Origin of the sequence: Microbacterium sp. CH12i, from assembly GCF_000685355.1 — a bacterium.
GTDB lineage: Bacteria > Actinomycetota > Actinomycetes > Actinomycetales > Microbacteriaceae > Microbacterium.
On record NZ_JHET01000006.1, the window covers coordinates 297877 to 317024 of the forward strand.

The following is a 19148-nucleotide window of genomic DNA, read 5'->3' on the forward strand; positions in this document are numbered from 1 at the left end:
GCAAACTCGGAGCATCACCAACTCGGAGCATCACCAGCCCACGTGCGGGGCGGAGCGAAAGTGAATCCAGGCAGCGCGGCGCGCGCCGTCGTCACTGCCTGCCCGCTGACATCGAACTGCTGACTGTGGTCGGCGACGTCGACCTCGCGTTCCGGTTCGGGGTCCTGGAGGCGAGGCATCCCGAGCAATTCTGCGGCGATCCGGCGCAGGGAGGTGCTGACGTGCCAAGTTCCGCCCTCTTGAGCCTGCCGCGTAATCGCTCGACAGACGGATGCCGCGAGCAGGTAGCCGGCACTGTGATCAAGCGCTTGCGCGGGGAGGGCACCCGGACGCCCGCCGTCGGGGGACTCAATGAGAGCGATCCCCGACTCCGCCTGTACGAGGCTGTCGAAGCCGGCGCGGTCCGGTTGATCGACGCCCCAGGCGCTCAACTGAGCGATCACGAGTCCGGGGTGACGCCTGGCGAGGTGTGCCGGCGACAGCCCGAGACGCGCGAGCGCGGCAGGTCGATAGCCGAGGACGATGACGTCTGCGGCCTCGAGCAGGTCCGTCATCTGTGTCGAAGTTGCGTCCAGCAGTGCAGAGCGTTTGCCGTGACCGGTATCGAGGTGTTGCCAGTCGATCTCCGGTAGGTGCGGGGGATCGATGCGCAGAACGTCGGCACCGAGCAGAGCGAGAGTACGAGTGCAGACCGGGCCTGCGATCACCCGTGTGAGATCGAGAACGCGGATGCCGTCGAGTGGCGTTGTGACGTTCGGTCGAACTTCTCTTGTGCGTGGCGCAGCCTCGTCGATGCGACGGACATCGACCAACGGTTGGTCGCGTAGCGCAGCGTCGCGCGCGCGGTCCTCAGCCTTGACCGCGACGGCGAGGCCGCCGGCGCGGGTGATGCGTTCCACACACGTGTGCACAGTCGAGCCTGCGAAGAGGGCGCGGATCTCGTCTGGGTCAGCTTTCGCGGACACCTCAAGAGCCGAGCGGAACGCACGCGCATGGTGGGGGTAGTTGCCATGTGTGCGCACCCAACCATCGGATGCTGCCCAGAAGCCGGAGTACGGGGACCAGACTGTGGGCGCGCGGCCGTCGACGAGGAGAATCCGATCGCTGCGGTATGCCATGGCGATCCGGTCGGGATCGGGGGAGTGGAGATGCGAATCTTCTCGACCAGATGCAAGCGACGCTGCCGTCACACTTGCCCACGCGAGCGCTCCGACGGCGAGGCGAGAGGGGAGCGGTACGGGGTGAACAGGATCGGGAACCGTACGTGCGATCTCTCGATCAAGCCCGAGATCGGAGGCGATGCGAACGAGGAGTTCGCGGCCCGCGTTCGTATCGTCATTCATGGCGCGATCGTACCCGTCGGAGCCGTCCAGAACACGGAAAATGCCCGTGATCAGGAGTGTTCTTTTTCGGCGGCTCGGCGACACGCCCGGCGGAGGGCCTGGATTTGCCCACTCCAGCAGATCCCACGTAAGTTATTACTTGTTCGCCCCACAGGGTTGAGCGAGGGCCGAGGCCCAGCTCCCCTCAAGCGGTAGACAACTCCACTCCCAGAACATCAGCTTCGGCAGATGATCCGGGAAGGAGATTCAGCCTGTTTCTGGACAGCTGGTCACGTCGAGTTCTGCTCGGCGCGTCAGTTTGACAAACGGAACAAGCTGGGTAAGATTGAGAAGTTGCCTTCGGGCCTGACTGTGATGGTTGGGTCGTGGGAGCGTCCGATCCTTGAGAACTCAACAGCGTGCACTTGTCAAATGCCAAATTATCCTCGTCCATTGACCTTTTGGGTTGGTGGTTGAGAATTCCTTTGGATCAAAGACCAGCTTCCGGGGTTGGCATTTTAAATGAAGTCAGTTTGATTCATTTCTTTGGTCAGTTCAAACTCGCTGCTCACACCTTTTTCCGGTGTGTTCAGTTTTTTTTCTTTTACGGAGAGTTTGATCCTGGCTCAGGATGAACGCTGGCGGCGTGCTTAACACATGCAAGTCGAACGGTGAACTAGGAGCTTGCTCTTGGGGATCAGTGGCGAACGGGTGAGTAACACGTGAGCAACCTGCCCCTGACTCTGGGATAAGCGCTGGAAACGGCGTCTAATACTGGATACGAACAGCGACCGCATGGTCAGTTGTTGGAAAGATTTATTGGTTGGGGATGGGCTCGCGGCCTATCAGCTTGTTGGTGAGGTAATGGCTCACCAAGGCGCGACGGGTAGCCGGCCTGAGAGGGTGACCGGCCACACTGGGACTGAGACACGGCCCAGACTCCTACGGGAGGCAGCAGTGGGGAATATTGCACAATGGGCGCAAGCCTGATGCAGCAACGCCGCGTGAGGGATGACGGCCTTCGGGTTGTAAACCTCTTTTAGCAGGGAAGAAGCGAAAGTGACGGTACCTGCAGAAAAAAGCACCGGCTAACTACGTGCCAGCAGCCGCGGTAATACGTAGGGTGCAAGCGTTATCCGGAATTATTGGGCGTAAAGAGCTCGTAGGCGGTTTGTCGCGTCTGCTGTGAAATCTGGGGGCTCAACCCCCAGCCTGCAGTGGGTACGGGCAGACTAGAGTGCGGTAGGGGAGATTGGAATTCCTGGTGTAGCGGTGGAATGCGCAGATATCAGGAGGAACACCAATGGCGAAGGCAGATCTCTGGGCCGTAACTGACGCTGAGGAGCGAAAGGGTGGGGAGCAAACAGGCTTAGATACCCTGGTAGTCCACCCCGTAAACGTTGGGAACTAGTTGTGGGGTCCATTCCACGGATTCCGTGACGCAGCTAACGCATTAAGTTCCCCGCCTGGGGAGTACGGCCGCAAGGCTAAAACTCAAAGGAATTGACGGGGACCCGCACAAGCGGCGGAGCATGCGGATTAATTCGATGCAACGCGAAGAACCTTACCAAGGCTTGACATATACGAGAACGGGCCAGAAATGGTCAACTCTTTGGACACTCGTAAACAGGTGGTGCATGGTTGTCGTCAGCTCGTGTCGTGAGATGTTGGGTTAAGTCCCGCAACGAGCGCAACCCTCGTTCTATGTTGCCAGCACGTAATGGTGGGAACTCATGGGATACTGCCGGGGTCAACTCGGAGGAAGGTGGGGATGACGTCAAATCATCATGCCCCTTATGTCTTGGGCTTCACGCATGCTACAATGGCCGGTACAATGGGCTGCAATACCGTGAGGTGGAGCGAATCCCAAAAAGCCGGTCCCAGTTCGGATTGAGGTCTGCAACTCGACCTCATGAAGTCGGAGTCGCTAGTAATCGCAGATCAGCAACGCTGCGGTGAATACGTTCCCGGGTCTGTACACACCGCCCGTCAAGTCATGAAAGTCGGTAACACCTGAAGCCGGTGGCCTAACCCCTCGGGGAGGGAGCTGTCGAAGGTGGGATTGGTAATTAGGACTAAGTCGTAACAAGGTAGCCGTACCGGAAGGTGCGGCTGGATCACCTCCTTTCTAAGGAGCAACTGGCAGCTTCGGCTGTCCAGACCCCAGATCGAGAACATACGTTTCTCGCTGGGAGCTCATGGGTGGAACATTAGACAAGATGCTGGAGGAAGGTTTCCTCTCTTAGTACATCGCCTTTGGGTGATCGGAACGGGGGTGGGAGTTGGGTGCCGGCATATGCACGCTGTTGGGTCCTGAGGGACCGGAACCGATCGTTGTCCTTTTGGGGGCGGGGGTTGTGACTGGTTTTTCTGGACCTTTTGCTGTTTCTGACCGTTGGTTGGGGATGGTTTAAGGTACCGCCCGTACTTTGAGAACTACACAGTGGACGCGAGCATCTTGCAGCTGATCTTCGGATCGGTTGCACAAGATGATCTTAAAGATCATTAGTCAATTTCAGATACACACCTTTCGGGGTGTGTGTCGAGTTTTGATTCAAACTCATGTATCAAGTCTTTAAGAGCAAACGGTGAATGCCTTGGCATCTGGAGCCGAAGAAGGACGTAGCAATCTGCGATAAGCCTCGGGGAACTGATAAGCAAGTTTTGATCCGAGGGTGTCCGAATGGGGAAACCCCGCTGGGCGGCGTGCCGACCTAGTGCTCCCGCCTGAATATATAGCGGGTAGAGGGAACGTGGGGAAGTGAAACATCTCAGTACCCACAGGAAGAGAAAGCAACCGCGATTCCGTTAGTAGTGGCGAGCGAAACCGGATCAGGCTAAACCGAGTGTGTGTGATATCCGGCAGGAGTTGCATATTCGGGGTTGTGGGACTTTTCAGTCATCTCTGCCGAGATGGCGGTGTTACAGAAGCGTATAGACGAACGGTCTTGAAAGGCCGGTCATAGAGGGTGCCAACCCCGTAGTCGAAATGCGTGTTCTGGCGCGAAGAGTATCCCAAGTAGCACGGGGCCCGAGAAATCCCGTGTGAATCTGTCAGGACCACCTGATAAGCCTAAATACTTCCAGATGACCGATAGCGGACAAGTACCGTGAGGGAAAGGTGAAAAGTACCCCGGGAGGGGAGTGAAATAGTACCTGAAACCGTTTGCTTACAAACCGTTGGAGCCTCCTTAGTAGGGGTGACAGCGTGCCTTTTGAAGAATGAGCCTGCGAGTTAGCGATATGTGGCGAGGTTAACCCGTGTGGGGTAGCCGTAGCGAAAGCGAGTCTGAATAGGGCGATTCAGTCGCATGTCCTAGACCCGAAGCGAAGTGATCTATCCATGGCCAGGTTGAAGCGTGTGTAAGAGCACGTGGAGGACCGAACCCACTTAGGTTGAAAACTGAGGGGATGAGCTGTGGATAGGGGTGAAAGGCCAATCAAACTTCGTGATAGCTGGTTCTCTCCGAAATGCATTTAGGTGCAGCGTTGCGTGTTTCTTGCCGGAGGTAGAGCTACTGGATGGCCGATGGGCCCTACAAGGTTACTGACGTCAGCCAAACTCCGAATGCCGGTAAGTGAGAGCGCAGCAGTGAGACTGTGGGGGATAAGCTTCATAGTCGAGAGGGAAACAACCCAGACCACCATCTAAGGTCCCTAAGCGCGTGCTAAGTGGGAAAGGATGTGGAGTTGCTTTGACAACCAGGAGGTTGGCTTAGAAGCAGCCACCCTTGAAAGAGTGCGTAATAGCTCACTGGTCAAGTGATTCCGCGCCGACAATGTAACGGGGCTCAAGCACGCCACCGAAGTTGTGGCATTGATATTATTGGTAGGCCTTCGTGGTCCAGCCGTATTGATGGGTAGGAGAGCGTCGTGTGGCCAGCGAAGCGGCGGTGTGAACCAGCCGTGGAGGCTACACGAGTGAGAATGCAGGCATGAGTAGCGAAAGACGTGTGAGAAACACGTCCTCCGAAAGACCAAGGGTTCCAGGGTCAAGCTAATCTTCCCTGGGTAAGTCGGGACCTAAGGCGAGGCCGACAGGCGTAGTCGATGGACAACGGGTTGATATTCCCGTACCGGCGAAGAACCGCCCAAGCTAATCCAGTGGTGCTAAGTATCTGAATCCTCATGACCGGATCCCTTCGGGGTGATGGGGTGAGGCCTAGCGTACGACCCCATGCTGGTGCGGTTAGCGTATTAACAGGTGTGACGCAGGAAGGTAGTCCATGCCAGGCGATGGTAGTCCTGGTGCAAGTGCGTAGGCCGAACGGTAGGCAAATCCGCCGTTCACATAGGCTGAGACACGATGCGGATAAAAAGTGGATGATCCTATGCTGCCAAGAAAAGCATCGACGCGAGGTTCTAGCCGCCCGTACCCCAAACCGACTCAGGTGGTCAGGTAGAGAATACCAAGGAGATCGAGAGAATCGTGGTTAAGGAACTCGGCAAAATGCCCCCGTAACTTCGGGAGAAGGGGGGCCTTCGGCGTATAGGGATTTACTCCCAAAAGCGTTTGGAGGCCGCAGAGACTAGTGGGTAGCGACTGTTTACTAAAAACACAGGTCCGTGCCAAGTCGCAAGACGATGTATACGGACTGACGCCTGCCCGGTGCTGGAAGGTTAAGAGGACCGGTTAGCCGTAAGGCGAAGCTGAGAATTTAAGCCCCAGTAAACGGCGGTGGTAACTATAACCATCCTAAGGTAGCGAAATTCCTTGTCGGGTAAGTTCCGACCTGCACGAATGGCGTAACGACTTCCCAACTGTCTCAACCGCGAACTCGGCGAAATTGCATTACGAGTAAAGATGCTCGTTACGCGCAGCAGGACGGAAAGACCCCGTGACCTTTACTATAGCTTTGTATTGGTGTTCGGTGTGGCTTGTGTAGGATAGGTGGGAGACTGTGAAACCGTGACGCCAGTTATGGTGGAGTCATTGTTGAAATACCACTCTGGTCATATTGGATATCTAACTTCGAACCGTAATCCGGTTCAGGGACAGTGCATGGTGGGTAGTTTAACTGGGGCGGTTGCCTCCCAAAAAGTAACGGAGGCGCCCAAAGGTTCCCTCAACCTGGTTGGTAATCAGGTGTCGAGTGTAAGTGCACAAGGGAGCTTGACTGTGAGACTGACAGGTCGAGCAGGGACGAAAGTCGGGACTAGTGATCCGGCAGTGGCTTGTGGAAGCGCTGTCGCTCAACGGATAAAAGGTACCTCGGGGATAACAGGCTGATCTTGCCCAAGAGTCCATATCGACGGCATGGTTTGGCACCTCGATGTCGGCTCGTCGCATCCTGGGGCTGGAGTAGGTCCCAAGGGTTGGGCTGTTCGCCCATTAAAGCGGTACGCGAGCTGGGTTTAGAACGTCGTGAGACAGTTCGGTCCCTATCCGCTGCGCGCGCAGGAAATTTGAGAGGATCTGACCCTAGTACGAGAGGACCGGGTTGGACGAACCTCTGGTGTGTCAGTTGTTCCGCCAGGAGCACCGCTGATTAGCTACGTTCGGGATGGATAACCGCTGAAAGCATCTAAGCGGGAAGCCGGCCTCAAGATGAGATTTCCATACCCCTTGTGGGTGAGAGGCTCCCAGCCAGACTACTGGGTTGATAGGCCAGATGTGGAAGCACGGTAACGTGTGTAGCTGACTGGTACTAATAAGCCGATGACTTGATAACACACCAATGTTTGTTGGTGCTACGCGTCCACTGAGTGGTTCTCGATGTACGGTCGAGAACCCTAAAACGACACACTTGCACGTGTTTTGTGCGTGTTTGTGTGTTCCTTTAGGTTTGATTGAAACATCAATAGTGTTTCGGCGGCCATAGCGTGAGGGAAACGCCCGGTTACATTCCGAACCCGGAAGCTAAGCCTCATAGCGCCGATGGTACTGCAGGGGGGACCCTGTGGGAGAGTAGGACACCGCCGGACTTCTTCGTTGAAATGGCCACCCAAAGCTGGGTGGCCATTTTGCGTTAACAGACCAGAAAGGTCTTCACATGGCTCGTCGCCTCACTGTATTCGCTGCGCTCATTCTGACCGGAGCTGCCCTAACTGCGTGCAGCGGTGGCTCTGGCACCGTGAGTGCGAGCAATGAGTTCGACCTCGTCCAAGCCGGTACCCTTACCGTCGCCACTGAAGGAACCTACCGTCCGTTCAGCTTCCATGAGGGCGGCGGCACTGGCGACCTCGTCGGCTACGACATTGAGATCATCGAGGCGATCGCCGACAAGCTCGACCTCAAGATCGAGTTCAAAGAAACGCAGTGGGACGCGATCTTCGCTGGCCTCGACGCGAATCGCTTCGACCTCATCGCGAACCAAGTGACGATCAATGACGACCGCGAAGCGAACTACCTCCTCAGCGACCCGTACACGGTCTCGCACGGAGTGATCGTTGTCCCCAAGGACGACACGACCATCACCTCATTCGATGACCTTGCTGGCAAGACCACCGCACAGTCACTCACCAGCAACTGGTACACGCTCGCTACCGACAGCGGCGCAAAGGTCGAGCCTATTGAGGGTTGGGCGCAGGCCGTGCAGCTGCTGCAGCAGGGTCGCGTCGACGCGACTATCAATGACGAACTCACGTTCCTCGACTACGAAAAGACTGAGGGTCCCACCGGCCTGAAGATCGCAGCCGAGACGGATGACGCCGGCGAGCAGGCTTTCGCATTCACGAAGGACAAAAAGGTTCTCGCTGAGGCTGTCAGCGGTGCGCTCGCTGAGCTGCGCGCAGACGGCACCCTCGCTGATATCAGCACCAAGTACTTCGGCGTCGACGTCAGCGAGTAGCCATGGATCTGTGGGAATTGTTCCTGAACTCGATCGGGCCGATCGCTCTGGCGGGTCTCACCGGGACGATCCCACTCGCGCTGATCTCCTTCGCGTTCGGGCTCATGCTGGCGCTCGGCGTAGCGCTGATGCGCATTTCCGAGCACCGCCTTTTGTCGGGTATCGCTCGCGTCTACATTTCGATCATTCGCGGCACACCGCTTTTGGTGCAATTGTTCGTAATCTTTTACGGCATGCCTTCCATTGGCATTGTCGTAGACCCATGGCCCAGTGCCATCATCGCGTTCTCGCTCAACGTCGGCGGCTATGGCGCTGAGGTGATTCGCGCAGCGATTCTCTCTGTTCCCAAGGGCCAGTGGGAGGCGGCATACACGGTAGGTATGGGCCGTTCCCGTACATTGGCGCGGATTATTCTGCCGCAGGCTGCTCGAGTGTCGGTGCCGTCGCTTTCGAACACCTTTATCTCGCTGGTGAAGGACACTTCGCTTGCATCGCTGATTCTCGTTACAGAGCTTTTCCGCATTTCCCAGCAGATAGCGGCATTCAGCTATAAGTTCATGGTTGTCTATCTGACCGCTGCGCTTGTCTACTGGGTAATCTGCCTCGTGCTTTCAATGGGCCAGGATGTGCTGGAGAAGAGGCTGGATCGTCATGTCGCGCGCTGATCGCACCGCTGCACCGCTGCTAACTGCACGGGGGCTGCGCAAGAGCTTCGGAAACAACGAGGTTCTCAAAGGCGTCGACCTCACTCTCCACCGCGGCGAAGTCGTCGTGCTGATCGGGCCGAGCGGTTCTGGAAAGACGACGGTACTTCGCTCGCTCAACGGCCTCGAAACACCGGATGCCGGCATCCTCACTCTCGACGGCGGACCAGAGATGGACTTCACCTCTCGTCCATCCAAGAAGACCCGCTTCGCTCTGCGGGACCGCTCTGCGATGGTGTTTCAGCACCACAACCTGTTCCCGCATCTCACGGTATTGAGCAATGTGATCGAGGGCCCGTGGCGCGTGCAGGGCGTGCCGAAGGACGAGGCGGTTGCGGCGGCCAGAGAACTGTTGGCGCGCGTTGGCCTTGACGACAAGGAAGACGCCTATCCGCACGAGCTCTCCGGTGGTCAGCAGCAGCGGGTCGGCATCGTGCGGGCGCTCGCGCTGCGTCCAGATCTACTGCTGTTCGACGAACCCACGAGTGCGCTGGATCCGGAACTCGTTGGCGAGGTTCTGCTCGTCATCAAGGAACTCGCAGACGAAGGATGGTCGATGGTGGTTGTCACGCACGAGCTTGCCTTCGCGCGTGAAGCGGCAGACCACGTGCTCTTTCTCGACGGCGGCGTCGTCGTCGAAGAGGGCACTCCGCAGCAGCTCTTCACCGCACCTACGCACGAGCGTACCCAGCGGTTTCTCACTCGCATCATGCGTCCTCTCGACGGCGTCTGACACCCGCGAGAGTTCAACGGCCTGTGACGACTGGCACCACCAGGCTCGCGGCAATCCCGATCATGATCACGGCGATCACCCCGTCGAGGATGCGCCATGCTTTCGGTGTGTTTAGCCAGCGGCCGAGGTAACGGGCTCCGTAGCCAAGCGCCGAGAACCAGATGATGCTGGCGGCGACGGCACCGGACGCGAACAACCACCGCCCATCTCCGTGCGTCGCGGCGATCGATCCCAGCATCAGCACCGTGTCGAGGTACACGTGCGGGTTCAGCCACGTCAGCGCCAGAACCGTAAGTATCACTGACGCGAGCCGGCTGCTGGAAGCAGCATCCGCTCTTTCACCATCGCTCACCCGCAGGGCCTCGCCCTCGCCGCGAAACGCCCGCCGTGCGGCAAGTAGCCCGTAGCCAAGGAGGAAGGCGGCTCCCAGTAGACGTGCGACGTCGACGAGCCACGGCATCGTCTCGAGCAGGTAGCCGAGCCCCGCGACTCCGACGACGATGAGGACGGCATCCGACAGGGCGCAGATCACGACAACGGCGAGGACATGCTCGCGGCGGATGCCCTGGCGCAGGATGAAGACGTTCTGCGCGCCGATCGCGATGATGAGGGAGAGGCCGAGGCCGAGGCCAGCAAAGAAGGAGAGCACACGTCGACGCTAGAGCAGTCCGTGCATTAGCGCCAACGATGCTTGCTACAGAAGCATTAGCCTGAGTTATGTGAGCGTGATGACACCGGAACTAGCGGCGACCGTGGCCGCCATCGTCGATGAGGGCAGCCTTGATGCCGCAGCGCGAACGCTGCATATCACGCCGTCCGCGGTGAGCCAACGGCTGAAGTCTCTGGAGCAGCAGCTCGGACGAATCCTTGTCGTGCGTAGCAAGCCCGCGCGCGCCACGCCTGCAGGCGAAGCTGTGGTGCGGATGGCGCGCCAGATTGCGCTTCTTGAACACGACACCCTTTCCGAGTTCGGGGTTGGCGATTCCGAGCGGAGAGTGAGCGTACCCCTGGCGGTGAACGCCGACTCAATGGCTACGTGGTTTCTCGCGCCCCTCGCGCGTCTGGCAGCGGCGCACGACATCGATTTCGACCTGCACCGAGATGATCAGAACTTCACAGCGCGCTTGCTGGAATCTGGCACAGTGATGGCGGCCGTGACCTCAGAGTCAGCCCCTGTTTCTGGCTGTGCGGTGACCCCGTTGGGAGTGCTCAGCTACGAAGCTGCAGCCACGCCAGCCTTCGTTGCCCGCTGGTTCTCGGGCGGCGTCACGATCGAAGCGCTGCAGCGGGCGCCGTTCGTCGACTTCGATCGACGTGACGCGCTGCAACGCGAGTGGCTACGCGCCCACGGCGTCAGCGAGCGCGGGGTTCCACGACACTATGTGCCTGCATCGCATGACTATGCGCAGGCTGTCACACTCGGACTCGGGTGGGGCATGCTTCCGCGGAAGCAAGCTTCGACAGCGGTCGCATCCGGCGCGTCGTACGCCTCGGCGGCGAACCGCTGCGCGTGCCTCTCTACTGGCAGCAGTGGAACCTGCAATCGCCACTGCTCGACGCCATCGCTGCAGAGGTGGCGGCGGAAGCTCGGCGGGCGTTGGAGCCCTAGTCGGCGAGGGCGAGCGCGCGAAAGGCATCGCGCTCGCGGAGGGCATCGCGGCGGCTGGGTGCGGCGTTGATGCCGGCCGTCGGGGGACGCTGGCCGGTAGTGCGGTGGTAGAGCTCGTCAATGAGTCGCGTCGCGAGCCCGACGAGCTGCCCGATTTCGCGGTCGTCACGATCGATCCACACGCAGCGCGGCTCGTCATGGATGGGTCGGAAGTTGTCGTGCTCTTCCCAGACGAACAGCGTGCGCTCAGCACCGAGCACGTGCTGCTGCCACCAGCCTGACGAAGGTAGGTGCGCGGAATCGTCCGCCAGTTCTTGTTGGTGGTCTTAATCTCAGCGAGCAGTACGCGCCCGCCAGGATCCTGAACGACACCATCCGGCGTGGCCAGGTGTCGAGGCTCGGCCTCGGCGCGGAATAACGCAGATGAGGGCTGGATGCCATGCGTCGCGGCGACCCAGGCGGCGATCTCCGGCTCCCGAAGCCGGCCGTGATCGGTGTAAGCGTTGCCGCCGAAGCGTGCTCCACCGCCGAGTTTCGCGTCAGCGGCACGACTGATCGACTTATCGCTGGTAAGTCCTGCAACATCGGTTGCGGTGATGCCGCGTGCACGTGCTCGGAGCCAGGCGACGCGGTCGCGGGAGTCCGCCACGATGCGCGCCTGAAGTTCCGAATTCACCCTTCGAGGCTACCCCGAGGCACAGACTCTGAGCGCCCTGCCGCGCCGGAGCGGGCGTCACCGGAGCTCAGCGCAGCGACGGCCAGCCCTCGGGCAGCGTGGCCCCCGCGGGATATTCTTCGAGCGGCACTTCATGATTCGTCCAAGCGGCTTGAATGGGCTCGATGATTCGCCAGCACTGCTCCGCAGCATCCCCGCGCACAGAGAGCATCGGATCGGCGTCAAGGATGCCGGAGAGCACTTCAGCATAGGCGAGCAGCGCACCCTTGCCGAGATCTGCGGTGAGAGCGACGCGCTCAAGCTCAAGGGGGTTATCGGCGCCATTGACATTGAGCTCGAGAGACATCTGGTCAGGGCCCAGTGAGAAACGCAGGATCGCGCCCTCGGTCGATCCGACAAGCCCGACCGGAACATGCCGTACGGCGCGGAACCGAACGACGATCTCTCTGGCCGGGTTGTCGAGCGCCTTCCCTGAACGGAGCGTGAACGGCACACCGGCCCAACGGGCGTTGCGCACTTCGAACGTCGCCTCGGCGAGTGTCTCGGTCTCGCGCTCGGGCTTTACATCTGGCTCATCCACATACGACGGCTTCTTGTCGCCGTCGATGGTGCCGGCGGTATATCGCGCCCGGCGTGAGGATGCAGCGGGGTCGTCGTTCCACACCTCGGTCGCGCGCAGCACTGCCGAAGTCGCGCCTCGGAAGTCGACCTCATCGAGTGTGGCTGGCTGCTCCATCGCGAGGACGGCGAGCACCTGCAGCAGGTGGCTCTGGATCATGTCGACGAACGCGCCCGCACCGTCGTAGTAAACCGCGCGTCCTTCGAGCCCGAGCTTCTCGTTGTAGATGATCGCGATCGACTCGATGCTCTCCGCAGACCAGAGCGGCTCCAAGATGCGATTCGCGAAGCGGGCGCCGAGCAGGTTCAACGTGGTGGATTTTCCTAGGAAATGATCGACGCGGAAGATCTGCTTTTCCGGCACGAGCTGAGCGAGCCGGATGTTCAGCGCGCGAGCGCCGGCTTCGTCTGTGCCGAATGGTTTCTCCAACGCCAGCATTGCGCCATCCGGAATGATCTCCGCAGTGAGAGCGTCACAGGCCTTCGCAGCCACGGCCGGAGGCACTGCGAAATAGATCGCCACCTGACCCTCAAGTCCCTGCAGCAGAGTCGTCAGATCAGCGGCCTGGGTGATGTCCGCCTGGTGGTACTCAACGGTGACGCGGTCGACAGCGGCCTCAGCATCCGCCGAGCCGAAAGACGTGCGCACAACTTCACCGAGCTGGTCATCGGTCCACTCCTGCGTGCCGGCGCCGATCAAACGCACGGTGCGCTTCGGCTCCGTCGTGAGCAGCTGACCAAGAGCGGGGAGGAGCAACCGGGAGGTCAGATCACCGGAAGCACCGAAGATCACGAGCGTGGTCGTATCAGCCATGCCCCTACCGTACGCGACGGAGCGTCTCTGAGAATAGGGTCGGTAGCGGGGTGGAAGCCGCGTTCTCACCCGGCCCCACCCCGCAATCGCGGTTCAGTATGCTGCGGCGCCCGACTCTGCGACCGAATGATCCTGCTCGCCAGAGCCTCCGCTCACTCCGACCGCGCCGACGACGACTCCGTCGCGTGACAGGGGGATTCCACCGGCGAAGATCGCAACCTTGCCGCCGTTCGTGTTCTGGATGCCGAAGAACTGCTGCGTCGGCTGCGAGTTGTCGCCGAGGTCCTTCGTCGAAATGTCGAACGCCTTCGAAGTCCATGCCTTGTTGATCGAGATATTGACGCTGCCTATCCAGGCGCCGTCCTGTCGTACGTGAGCGACGAGGTTGCCCCCGGCGTCGACCACTGCGATGTTCATCGGCTGGCCGATTTCATTCGCGCGCTTCTCTGCAGCAGCGATGACGCGACGAGCGTCTTCAAGAGTGACTGACATGTGTGTTCCTTTCGTTGCGGGTTTAGGCCTTGATGTAGCCGTTGGGGTTGAGTACGTACTTCTTGGCAGCGCCCTGATCGAACTCGGCGTACCCTTGCGGGGCATTTTCGAGACTGATCGGGGTCGCATGAACTGCCTTTGCGATCTGCACCTTGTCGTGCAGGATCGCCATCATCAGTTGTCGGTTGTACTTCATGACAGGGCATTGACCCGTCGTGAACGACAGCGATTTAGCCCAGCCGGTGCCGAAGCTGATCGAGAGCGACCCGACCTTCGCCGCCTCATCGATTGCGCCAGGGTCGCCTGTCACATAAAGCCCCGGAATGCCGAGCGCGCCACCTGCCGCTGTGACGTCCATGAGCGAGTTCAATACGGTCGCGGGTGCTTCCTGCGCTGCGTGTGAGCCGTGTCCACGCGCTTCGAAGCCGACAGCATCGATGCCGCAGTCAACCTCAGGAACACCGAGGATCTGGTCGATTTGGTCCTTGGGGTCGCCCTTCGAAACATCAACCGTCTCGCAGCCGAACGAACGCGCCTGCGCGAGACGTTCCTCGTTCAAGTCGCCGACAATCACTGCGGCCGCGCCGAGTAGTTGCGCGCCGACAGCAGCGGCCAGACCGACCGGTCCTGCGCCGGCGATGTAGACAGTTGATCCGGGGCCGACGCCAGCGGTGACCGCGCCGTGGAAGCCTGTCGGGAAGATATCGGAGAGCATCGTCAGGTCAAGGATCTTCTCGAGAGCCTGGTCGCGATCAGGGAATTTGAGAAGGTTCCAATCGGCGTACGGCACCAGGACGAATTCAGCCTGCCCGCCGACCCAGCCGCCCATATCCACATACCCGTAGGCGCTGCCGGGGCGATCGGGGTTCACGTTCAGGCAGATGCCGGTCTTGCCTTCCTTGCAATTGCGACAGCGCCCACACGCGATATTGAAGGGCACCGAGACGATGTCACCCACCTTGATGAACTCGACGTCCGGACCCACCTCGACTACCTCACCCGTGATCTCATGACCGAGCACAAGACCCGCCGGCGCCGTCGTGCGACCGCGCACCATATGCTGATCGGATCCGCAAATGTTCGTCGCCACCGTCCGCAGAATCGCTCCATGCGGAACCTTGCGCCCCACATTCGCGGGGTTCACGCCCGGGCCGTCCTTCAGTTCGAACTCGGGGTAGGGCGTGTCGATCACTTCAACGACGCCTGGCGCTTTGAAAGCAACGGCTCGATTCGTAGCCACGTCAGTTCTCCATTCCCGGGCTGCACCGCCCGTTCACCGGTGGGGCTCATCGCCCCTCGCATTGAGCTTCGTCCGTACTTGTGAGTAGTGCTATCCCTCACTTGGATCGTCTTCTCCACCCAAACGGGTGGTGAGCTACGGTAGCGGCATGCCTGACGGTGAATTTGAGCATCTGCCACGTCTGTCCGTCGCTATGCGTGCGCAAACGCTTGCGGATGCGGCGTCCCCCGACGACTTGCGGCTGGCACGAACGTCATCGGGTGAACGCATGGAAGTTCTCACCGAACTCGTCGACGAGTACTCCACCACCCTCGAATCGATCCTTGCCGTCCTCAGATCCAGAAGGACAGATGATGGGGCAGCTCGGTCGGTAGCCACTGCGATCGCGGCATCCGGCCTTGTCCACCTTCGGACCGCCAGCGATCGCGTACGCACGTCGGCGGAGGAGCCGGTCACAACCGCATTCGAACGGCTCCGTGAGGACCTGCGACCGCTCGTACGCTACCGAGACATTGATGTGCAGTTCATCGAGCCACCCGAGGATGGGCGTCCGCTGCCGAGCGAAGTTGCCCACGGGGCTCGAGCTGTGGTGCGTGGGTCTGTCCTCGCGCTGATCGACAGCCCGGAGGTCGAACGCGTCCGGGTTCAATGGGGCTGCGATGGCACGAATCTTCTCATCGACGTGCGTGATGACGGACGCGGCGATACTTCCGACGATTCCGTGTCGATGCAATCGGTGAGTCAGCGTATCCACGCACTCGGAGGCCAGATTTCAATGACCGCGACCCCTGGCTGGGGAACTGAAATCGCGATCGTCATACCTCTTGATCCACCACACGCGCCACCAGGAAGCACGGAGGCATGGGATCTGCGCCCTCGAGAGCTTGACGTACTCAGGCGACTCGCATCAGGTCGCCGCAACCGTGACATCGCAACCGATCTCGCCATCAGTGAGAACACCGTCAAATTTCACGTCGCAAATATTTACCGAAAACTTGGTGTGACAAGCCGTACCGAAGCCACCGCCCTCTTCTTGCGGGCCTAATCGCACGGCGATGCAGTGACGTGCGACAATCTACCGATGCCTGCACCGATCGAGGACTACGCCCTGCTGAGTGACTGTCGCACGGCAGCGCTGGTATCGCGCGATGGCAGCATCGACTGGCTGTGTCTGCCGCGCTTCGACGCTCCGTCGATCTTCGGAGCGCTGCTTGGGGATCCGACCCACGGGTGCTGGACGTTACGCCCCACGGATCCGACTGCGACGATGCAACGGCAGTACATGCCTGACACGTTCATTCTCGTCACACGGTGGGAGAGCGCGGATGGCGTCGCCGAGGTGCAGGAATTCATGCCGATGAGCGATAAACGCACGGACGTGGTGCGCCGGATCGTCGGCCTTGAGGGAACTGTCCACTTCACTACCGAGCTGCGGATGCGCTTCGACTACGCGCGTGCCGTGCCGTGGGTGCGCCAGACAGGGACATCTCACGCCCCGGCATTGCGCGCCACTGCGGGTCCCGACGCCGTCGTCGTGCGAGGGTCGCGCTCTCTGCAACCGATCATGCGCACTCCGGGAGCATCGTGGTGACACCCGGCGACACCCGCGACCTCACACTCAGCTGGTTCCCGTCTTACACGTCAGAGCCGAGTGCACTGCACGTCGACAAGGCGTTCGCGCGGACGCGTTCTTGGTGGCAGGGATGGGCGAGGCTGATCGCACACGAAGGACCGTACCGCGACGCGGTGGTGCGTTCACTTCTGGTGTTGCGAGCCCTCACGCATCGTGATACCGGCGGCATCGTGGCGGCTGCGACGACTTCTCTGCCTGAGCAGTTCGGCGGGGCGCGCAACTGGGATTACCGCTACGTCTGGCTGCGGGATGCCTCGCTGACGCTCGAGGCGCTCATCGCGCACGGCTTCGTCGAAGAGGCTCACCAGTGGCGACGATGGTTGCTGCGCGCCGTCGCAGGTGACCCGGCAGACGTGCAAATCATGTACGGCATCGCCGGCGAACGCGACCTGCCGGAACGTGAGCTCACCAGCCTGCCGGGATATAACGGCTCAACCCCCGTGCGGATCGGCAACGGTGCAGTCGATCAGTACCAGGGAGATGTGATCGGCGAGGTGCTTGTCGCGCTCGAGGCTGCACGCATGGTGGGGCTTGAGGAGTCGAAGTTCTCCTGGCCGCTGCAGCGGGTTCTCATCGAGCGTGTCGTCACAGCGATAACGCTTCCCGATAACGGAATCTGGGAGATCCGCGGCAAGGCGCAGTTCTTCACCCACTCGCGGGTGATGATGTGGGCGGCTCTCGACCGCGGCGTGCGCGCCGTGCGTGAACAGGGGCTCTCGGGCGATGCCGACCGGTGGGCACAGCTGCGCGACCAGTTGCGCGCTGAGATCGACGCGCGCGGGGTGCATACAGGCGGCTACTTCGTGCAGCACTATGAGTCGGATGAGGTGGATGCTTCGCTGCTCGTGCTCCCGCAGGTTGGTTACTGCGATGCTGATGACCCCCGCATGCTGCGAACGGTCGAGCAGATGGAGAACACGCTCATTCGTGACGGGCTGCTGATGCGGTATCGGACGTCATCAGGTGTTGACGGGCTCGAGGGTGGCGAGCATCCGTTCTTGGCCTGCAGTTTCTGGCTCGTGGAGCAGTATGCGGCCAGCGGCCGCGAGGATGATGCGCGCGTGCTGATGGACCGCCTTGTCGCATTGGCGAATGACGTGGGTCTTCTCTCGGAGGAGTATGACGTCGACGGTGCGCGCCAGGCAGGTAACTTGCCGCAGGCGCTCTCGCATCTCACGCTCGTGCGCGCTGCAGATGCGCTCGCCGGGCACTCGGGTCGCGCCGCGCACCGTCGCTGATTTTCACCCCGTCGTCGCGCCGCTGATTTGAGGGGATGCTGTCGATCAGGTAGAGTTGTGCATAACCGAAGACCGCCGGTCATCGTGTTGTGCGAAAGCACGGCATGATCGAAGCACTGCTTTAGCAGAGGCCCGCGCAGGGGACATGATCGTTTCTCCAGAAAACTGGATTCCACGCTCCGTCGCTTGCGCCGGAGCGTTTTTGTTTTTTTTGCGGGTGGTTGAGGTTGATGTCTCACGGACGTGAGTCATCTCGTACCCACCAAGGAGTGACTATGGCGCAGAAGGATGCATCGGTCGCCGAGCTCACGAAGTCATTCGAGAACTCGAACGCCGTCCTGCTGACCGAGTACCGCGGTCTGACGGTTGCCCAGCTCAAGGAGCTGCGCGACAGCCTTCGTCAGAACGCAAACTACGCCGTGGTGAAGAACACGCTGACCAAGATTGCCGCCAACAAGGCGGGAATCAGTGCGCTGGATGACGACCTTCAGGGTCCGTCGGCTGTCGCATTCGTTCACGGTGACTTCGTCGCCGCGGCGAAGGCTCTTCGTGACTTCGCGAAGGTGAACCCGCTGCTCGTGATCAAGGGCGGCGTGTACGAGGGCAATGCTCTCAACGCCGACGAGGTCAACATGTACGCCTCGCTTGAGAGCCGTGAGGTTCTGCTGGCGAAGGCTGCAGGCATGATGAAGGCGACGATGGCCAAGGCTATTGCCACCGTCGACGCTCTTCGCGAAAAGCTGGAGACCGCAGAGGCCGCGTAAGCGACCAGCGTTTTCTTCCCACAAACCCCATCAATCTAGGAGATACATCATGGCTAAGCTCACCACTGAGGAGCTGCTCGAGCAGTTTTCCGGCCTGACCCTCGTCGAGCTCAACGACTTCGTCAAGGCGTTCGAGGAGAAGTTCGAGGTCACCGCTGCTGCCCCCGTCGCCGCTGCAGGTGCCGCTGGCGCTGGCGCTGCTGAGGCTGAAGAAGAGAAGGACTCGTTCGACGTCGTTCTCGAGGCTGCTGGCGAAAAGAAGATCCAGGTCATCAAGACGGTCCGCGAGCTCACCTCGCTCGGCCTCGGCGAGGCCAAGGCTGTCGTTGACGGTGCACCCAAGGCTGTGCTTGAGGGCGCAACCAAGGAAGCCGCTGAGAAGGCAAAGGAAGCCCTCGAGGCTGCCGGCGCAACGGTTACCCTCAAGTAATCACGTCTCAACGCTTTGCTGCGAAAGCCCCGGGTTCACCCGGGGCTTTCGTGCGTCCGGGCCAGATGGTTGTGGTGTTGTGAT

Annotated in this window: 12 protein-coding genes, 3 rRNA genes and 2 pseudogenes; 11 read left to right on the top strand and 6 right to left on the bottom strand. The window is 60.3% G+C overall.

Translation table 11 applies throughout. The features are described 5' to 3' along the window. Positions 1-14: 14 nt before the first annotated feature. The gene (locus DC31_RS07920; RefSeq protein WP_081813779.1) at positions 15-1343 is read right to left on the bottom strand and encodes a CoA transferase; all 1329 of its coding nucleotides are present in this window, start codon (positions 1341-1343) and stop codon (positions 15-17) included. Between the two features lie 582 nt (positions 1344-1925). Between DC31_RS07920 and DC31_RS07925 the strand changes: the two genes are divergently transcribed. The 6 genes from DC31_RS07925 to DC31_RS07950 all read left to right on the top strand — a co-directional run bounded on the left by DC31_RS07925 (position 1926) and on the right by DC31_RS07950 (position 9550). Beyond that, positions 1926-3450: ribosomal RNA gene (locus tag DC31_RS07925) — 16S ribosomal RNA — on the top strand. Positions 3451-3887: 437 nt separating this feature from the next. Continuing rightward, positions 3888-6994: ribosomal RNA gene (locus DC31_RS07930) — 23S ribosomal RNA — on the top strand. A gap of 136 nt (positions 6995-7130) precedes the next feature. Further along, a 5S ribosomal RNA gene (gene rrf, locus DC31_RS07935) occupies positions 7131-7247 on the top strand. The 16S, 23S and 5S rRNA genes sit together here, the layout of an rRNA operon. Before the next feature lie 68 nt (positions 7248-7315). Beyond that, complete coding sequence (locus tag DC31_RS07940; RefSeq protein ID WP_036278739.1) at positions 7316-8113, top strand: amino acid ABC transporter substrate-binding protein; 798 nt, start codon at positions 7316-7318, stop codon at positions 8111-8113. Positions 8114-8115: 2 nt separating this feature from the next. Then, entirely contained in the window at positions 8116-8778 is a 663-nt protein-coding gene (locus tag DC31_RS07945; RefSeq protein ID WP_036278741.1) for an amino acid ABC transporter permease, read from the top strand. Then, complete coding sequence (locus DC31_RS07950; RefSeq protein WP_036278742.1) at positions 8765-9550, top strand: amino acid ABC transporter ATP-binding protein; 786 nt, start codon at positions 8765-8767, stop codon at positions 9548-9550. The genes DC31_RS07945 and DC31_RS07950 overlap by 14 nt, the downstream gene beginning before the upstream one ends. Before the next feature lie 13 nt (positions 9551-9563). Here DC31_RS07950 and DC31_RS07955 read toward each other — a convergent pair whose 3' ends face one another. Further along, entirely contained in the window at positions 9564-10199 is a 636-nt protein-coding gene (locus DC31_RS07955) for a LysE/ArgO family amino acid transporter (RefSeq protein ID WP_036278744.1), read from the bottom strand. A 79-nt stretch (positions 10200-10278) separates the two neighbouring features. Here DC31_RS07955 and DC31_RS07960 point away from each other — a divergent pair, with 79 nt between their 5' ends. Further along, positions 10279-11229 (top strand): ArgP/LysG family DNA-binding transcriptional regulator, encoded by a 951-nt coding sequence (locus DC31_RS07960; RefSeq protein ID WP_327036848.1) that lies wholly within the window; start codon positions 10279-10281, stop codon positions 11227-11229. Here the strand turns inward: DC31_RS07960 and DC31_RS17580 are convergent. The 4 genes and pseudogenes from DC31_RS17580 to fdhA form a co-directional block, all read right to left on the bottom strand. After that, positions 11156-11835: pseudogene (locus tag DC31_RS17580) on the bottom strand (YqaJ viral recombinase family protein). The gene DC31_RS07960 and the pseudogene DC31_RS17580 overlap by 74 nt on opposite strands. A gap of 67 nt (positions 11836-11902) precedes the next feature. Beyond that, entirely contained in the window at positions 11903-13267 is a 1365-nt protein-coding gene (locus tag DC31_RS07970) for a glucose-6-phosphate dehydrogenase (protein ID WP_036278747.1), read from the bottom strand. A 93-nt stretch (positions 13268-13360) separates the two neighbouring features. Further along, positions 13361-13759 (bottom strand): GlcG/HbpS family heme-binding protein, encoded by a 399-nt coding sequence (locus tag DC31_RS07975; RefSeq protein ID WP_036278749.1) that lies wholly within the window; start codon positions 13757-13759, stop codon positions 13361-13363. 22 nt (positions 13760-13781) lie between these two features. Continuing rightward, positions 13782-14999 (bottom strand): formaldehyde dehydrogenase, glutathione-independent, encoded by a 1218-nt coding sequence (gene fdhA, locus DC31_RS07980; protein ID WP_036278751.1) that lies wholly within the window; start codon positions 14997-14999, stop codon positions 13782-13784. A 148-nt stretch (positions 15000-15147) separates the two neighbouring features. On the opposite strand from fdhA, the gene DC31_RS07985 reads away from it, so the two are divergent. From DC31_RS07985 to rplL, 4 genes and pseudogenes are all read left to right on the top strand, one after another. Beyond that, positions 15148-16044 carry a helix-turn-helix transcriptional regulator gene (locus tag DC31_RS07985; RefSeq protein ID WP_081813780.1) on the top strand — a complete coding sequence of 299 codons (897 nt, stop codon included), beginning with the start codon at positions 15148-15150 and terminating at the stop codon, positions 16042-16044. A 36-nt stretch (positions 16045-16080) separates the two neighbouring features. Further along, positions 16081-17870: pseudogene (locus DC31_RS07990) on the top strand (glycoside hydrolase family 15 protein). Positions 17871-18145: 275 nt separating this feature from the next. Further along, on the top strand, positions 18146-18634 hold the full coding sequence (rplJ, locus tag DC31_RS07995) for a 50S ribosomal protein L10 (RefSeq protein ID WP_036278753.1): 489 nt from the start codon (positions 18146-18148) through the stop codon (positions 18632-18634). Positions 18635-18683: 49 nt separating this feature from the next. Next, the gene (rplL, locus tag DC31_RS08000; RefSeq protein WP_036278755.1) at positions 18684-19064 is read left to right on the top strand and encodes a 50S ribosomal protein L7/L12; all 381 of its coding nucleotides are present in this window, start codon (positions 18684-18686) and stop codon (positions 19062-19064) included. Positions 19065-19148 lie beyond the last annotated feature (84 nt).